The sequence below is a fragment of the Hydrogenophaga sp. genome (genome assembly GCF_028698005.1).
Classification (GTDB): domain Bacteria; phylum Pseudomonadota; class Gammaproteobacteria; order Burkholderiales; family Burkholderiaceae_C; genus Hydrogenophaga.
Map to the genome: position 1 here is coordinate 1 of NZ_JAQVEJ010000230.1, position 3356 is coordinate 3356.

Annotated in this window: 4 protein-coding genes; 2 read left to right on the forward strand and 2 right to left on the reverse strand. The window is 71.5% G+C overall.

The genetic code is table 11. The annotated features are described in order from the left end of the window. A partial coding sequence (locus PHQ87_RS15150; RefSeq protein WP_300236172.1) for a nitronate monooxygenase occupies positions 1-971 on the reverse strand: 971 nt, incomplete at its 3' end. A gap of 214 nt (positions 972-1185) precedes the next feature. On the opposite strand from PHQ87_RS15150, the gene PHQ87_RS15155 reads away from it, so the two are divergent. Together PHQ87_RS15155 and hpaI are read left to right on the forward strand one after the other, a co-directional pair. After that, positions 1186-2235 (forward strand): 2-dehydropantoate 2-reductase, encoded by a 1050-nt coding sequence (locus tag PHQ87_RS15155; RefSeq protein ID WP_300236175.1) that lies wholly within the window; start codon positions 1186-1188, stop codon positions 2233-2235. Further along, positions 2232-3044, forward strand: coding sequence for a 4-hydroxy-2-oxoheptanedioate aldolase (gene hpaI / locus PHQ87_RS15160; RefSeq protein ID WP_300236178.1), 813 nt, complete (start codon positions 2232-2234; stop codon positions 3042-3044). The genes PHQ87_RS15155 and hpaI overlap by 4 nt, the downstream gene beginning before the upstream one ends. Positions 3045-3188: 144 nt before the next feature. On the opposite strand, the gene PHQ87_RS15165 is transcribed toward hpaI, so the two are convergent. After that, a partial coding sequence (locus tag PHQ87_RS15165) for a 2-hydroxymuconate tautomerase (RefSeq protein WP_300236181.1) occupies positions 3189-3356 on the reverse strand: 168 nt, incomplete at its 5' end.

Here is a 3356-nt window from a genome sequence, read left to right on the forward strand (position 1 = left end):
CTCCACAGCGGTGAAAAGTCGCCGCAGCCTTGCTGCTCCCAGTGCGCACGCAGGGGCGCGATGGCGGCCGTGGCCAGGGGGAAGGCCGGCGCGGCCGGGTTGAGCGGGCCGAGTTCGCGCATCACGCGGTTGACGATGCCGCGTGCGGGCCGTCCGGTGAACAGCGTGGTCAGCGCGGTGTGGCGGGCGGCATCGCTTTGCAGCGCGGCGCGGTGGAGGGCGCTGACGGTGGACTCGGGGCAGCACAGGTAGGCCGTGCCCACCTGCACACCGGCCGCACCCAGGGCCAGTGCGGCGCGCACCCCCGTCGCATCGGCGATGCCGCCGGCCGCGATCACCGGCACCTGCACGGCGGCGACGATCTGTGGCAGCAGTGCGAAGGTGCCGACCTGCGTGGTGATGTCATCCGACAGGAACATGCCGCGATGGCCACCGGCCTCCACGCCCTGCGCGATCACGGCGCTCACACCCTGGGCTTCGAGCCAGCGCGCCTCGTCCACCGTGGTGGCCGACGACAGGACCAGGCTGCCCCAGGCCTTGACGCGCGCCAGCAGGTCGGGTGCGGGCAGGCCGAAATGGAAGCTGACGATGGGCGGGCGAAAGGGTTCGACAATGTCGGCGATGGCGTGGCTGAAGGGCACGCGCCCGGCGCCGGCCGGCACGGCGGTGATGTCCAGGCCCGCTTCGGTGTAGAAGGGGGACAGCGCCTGCCGCCAGGCGGCCTCCCGTGTCGGGTCGGGCGTGGGCGGGGTGTGGCAGAAGAAATTGACGTTCCAGGGACGCTCGGTGCCCGTTGACAGGATCTGGAGCTGTTGCGCCAGCGCCTCGGGTGCGAGCATGGCGCCGGGCAGGCTGCCGATGCCGCCGGCGTGGCACACGGCCAGTGCCAGCCGGGCATCCTGCGCGCCGGCCATGGGCGCCTGCAGCAGCAGCGCGTCGATGGAAAGTCGTTCGGTCAGGGGCGTGCTCATGACCCGACATTGTCCGCTGTCTGCGGCTCGCCTGGCCACAGCCGCTTCGCGACCGCCGGTGTGGGCGAGCGGCGAGCGGCGAGCGGCCCGCGTCCGCGCACCCGGACGGAGTGTGCGAGACTCGATCCATCGCAACCCCAGTACGGTGCCGATGAGACCCGTTCACGGATCATGACGCGCCCGCTGGACGACCGCCGCCCGAACAGTACCGCGCATGACCACCACATCGATTCACCGAACCACAGGGTCGTTTCACAAGATCGCCATCGTTGGCGCGGGTGCCATCGGCGGCCTGTTCGCCGGCTGGCTGGGCACGCGGCTGCCGGCCGGCCAGGTTCGGCTCTCGGCCGTGGCGCGTGGCGAGACGCTGCGTGCCCTGCGCGAGCGGGGGCTGACCTGGGTCGATGCCGGCGGCGCCGAGCACCGGGTGCCGGTGCAGGCCAGCGACGATGCGGCCGAGCTCGGTGTGCAGGACCTGGTGATCGTGTCCGTCAAGGGGCCGGCCATGCCCGCTGTGGCGCCGGCGGTGCGCGCCCTCATGGGGCCGCACACCGTGGTGCTGGTGGCCATGAACGGCGTGCCCTGGTGGTTCTTCGACGGCTTGCCGGGCGAGGCGGCCGGACTGCGCCTGGCATCGGTCGATCCGGCCGGTGTCTGTGCGGCCACCATTCCCGTCGGGCAGGTCGTGGGCTGTGTGGTGCACGCCAGTGCCGCCGCACCGCGGCCTGCGCGCGTCGAGCGCATCAAGAACAACCAGCTCATCATCGGTGAGCCGGCGGGCGGACTCTCGCCGCGCGTGCAGGCACTGTCGGCGCTGCTCACGCAGGCCGGCTTCGAGGTCACCGTGTCCGGGCGCATCCAGCGCGACATCTGGTTCAAGCTCTGGGGCAACATGACCATGAACCCGGTGTCGGCGCTCACCGGCGCGCCCTGCGACCGCATCCTCGACGACGAGCTGGTGCGGGGTTTTTGCAGCGCCGTGATGCGCGAGGCCCAGACCATCGGTGCGCGCATCGGCATTCCCATCGACCAGGACCCGCAAGAGCGCCACGCCGTCACGCGCAAGCTGGGTTCGTTCAAGACCTCGATGCTGCAGGACGTGGAGGCGGGGCGTCCGATCGAGCTGGACGCGCTGGTCGGTGCGGTCCGCGAGATCGGCCAGCACCTGGGCGTGGCCACGCCCAGCATCGACGCGCTCATGGGCCTGACGCGGCTGATGGGGACAATGCGGGGTCTGTACCCCGAATCCACCACCACACCATGAAGATGCCCCAGAACACGTTTCGCGATGCCCTCCAGGCCGGTCGGCCCCAGATCGGCTGCTGGGTCGGCTTTGCCAGCCCCGACGTGGCCGAGGCCCTGGCCGGCTGCGGCTTCGACTGGCTGCTGATCGATGGCGAGCATGCCCCCAACGACCCGCGCAGCGTGCTCGCGCAATTGCGCGCGATGGCGCCCTATGGCAAGACCCACGCCGTGGTGCGTGCCGTCGAGGCCAACGTGGCACTGGTGAAGCAGTACCTGGACATCGGCGCGCAGACCCTGCTGGTCCCGATGATCGACACCGTCGAGCAGGCCGCGCTGATGGTCCAGGCCATGCGCTACCCGCCCGAAGGCATCCGCGGCATGGGCGCGGCGCTGGCGCGCGCCTCGCGCTGGAACCAGGTGGACGACTACCTGAACCAGGCCAACGACCAGATGTGCCTGCTGGTGCAGGCCGAGACCGTCACCGCCATCGGCAACCTGGCCGCCATCGCCGCCACCGAGGGCGTGGACGGCGTGTTCTTCGGCCCGGCCGATTTGTCGGCCAGCATGGGCTACCGCGGCCAGCCCGGGCACCCCGAGGTGCAGAAAGTCATCCTCGAAGGCATCGCCACCGTGCGCGCCGCCGGCAAGGCCGCCGGCATCCTCGCCACCGACCCGGCGCTGGCGCAGCAGTACCTCGACGCGGGCGCGCTGTTCGTGGCCGTGGGGGTGGACACGACGCTGCTGGTGAAGGCGGCGGGCGAGCTGGCGCGGCGCTTTGCCGGAGCGGCGGTGGCGCCCTCCCCGGCCCCGTCTTCGGGCGGGTATTGAGGCGGCGCCCAGAGGCTTGCCCGTCTGGCACCGCGCCCGCCTCACGGGTTCTTCGACTTCTCGATCAGCTCTCTCGCGTTCGACGCGGCCACGACAGCTTCGCCGTGAATGCCGCTGGTGGCAGCGGTGGCGCGGGGCCGGGGCCTAGCGCCCCAGGTCCTTGGCGCTGACGCCGGCGATGCCCCAGTTCTCCTTGGGCATGTCGTGGATCCAGACGCGGATGGTTTCCCGGGGGGCGCCGACCGCCTCCTGCAGTGCGTCGGTGACCTTCTCGATCACGGCGCGCTTTTGCTCCTCGGTGCGCCCTTCGAG